Annotated in this window: 1 protein-coding gene; it reads right to left on the bottom strand. The window is 40.4% G+C overall.

What is annotated here, in order from left to right; genetic code table 11:
- The coding region (locus tag SB749_RS20685) for a cytochrome b (RefSeq protein WP_410711969.1) at positions 1–240 on the bottom strand (240 nt) is incomplete at both ends.

The following is a 240-nucleotide window of genomic DNA, read 5'->3' on the forward strand; positions in this document are numbered from 1 at the left end:
CTATAAAGTGGTGTTTTAACGCACCTAAAATATGTAGCACCACAAACCCGATCAGTAAGCATGCGCTGTAATAATGGATCTGCCCTGCTATATCTGCCTGAGAATCAAAGGTAAAGTCGATGGCTTTGACATAAAACAAGCCAAACACTTCGATTGGTCGCCCATCAGCAGTAGAGATTAGATACCCAGACACCATAATAATCACTAAAAACAGATACATTAAAATATGTGCGGTTTGGG

Source organism: Brevibacterium sp. SIMBA_078 (genome assembly GCF_046534565.1).
In the GTDB taxonomy this organism is placed as follows: domain Bacteria; phylum Actinomycetota; class Actinomycetes; order Actinomycetales; family Brevibacteriaceae; genus Brevibacterium.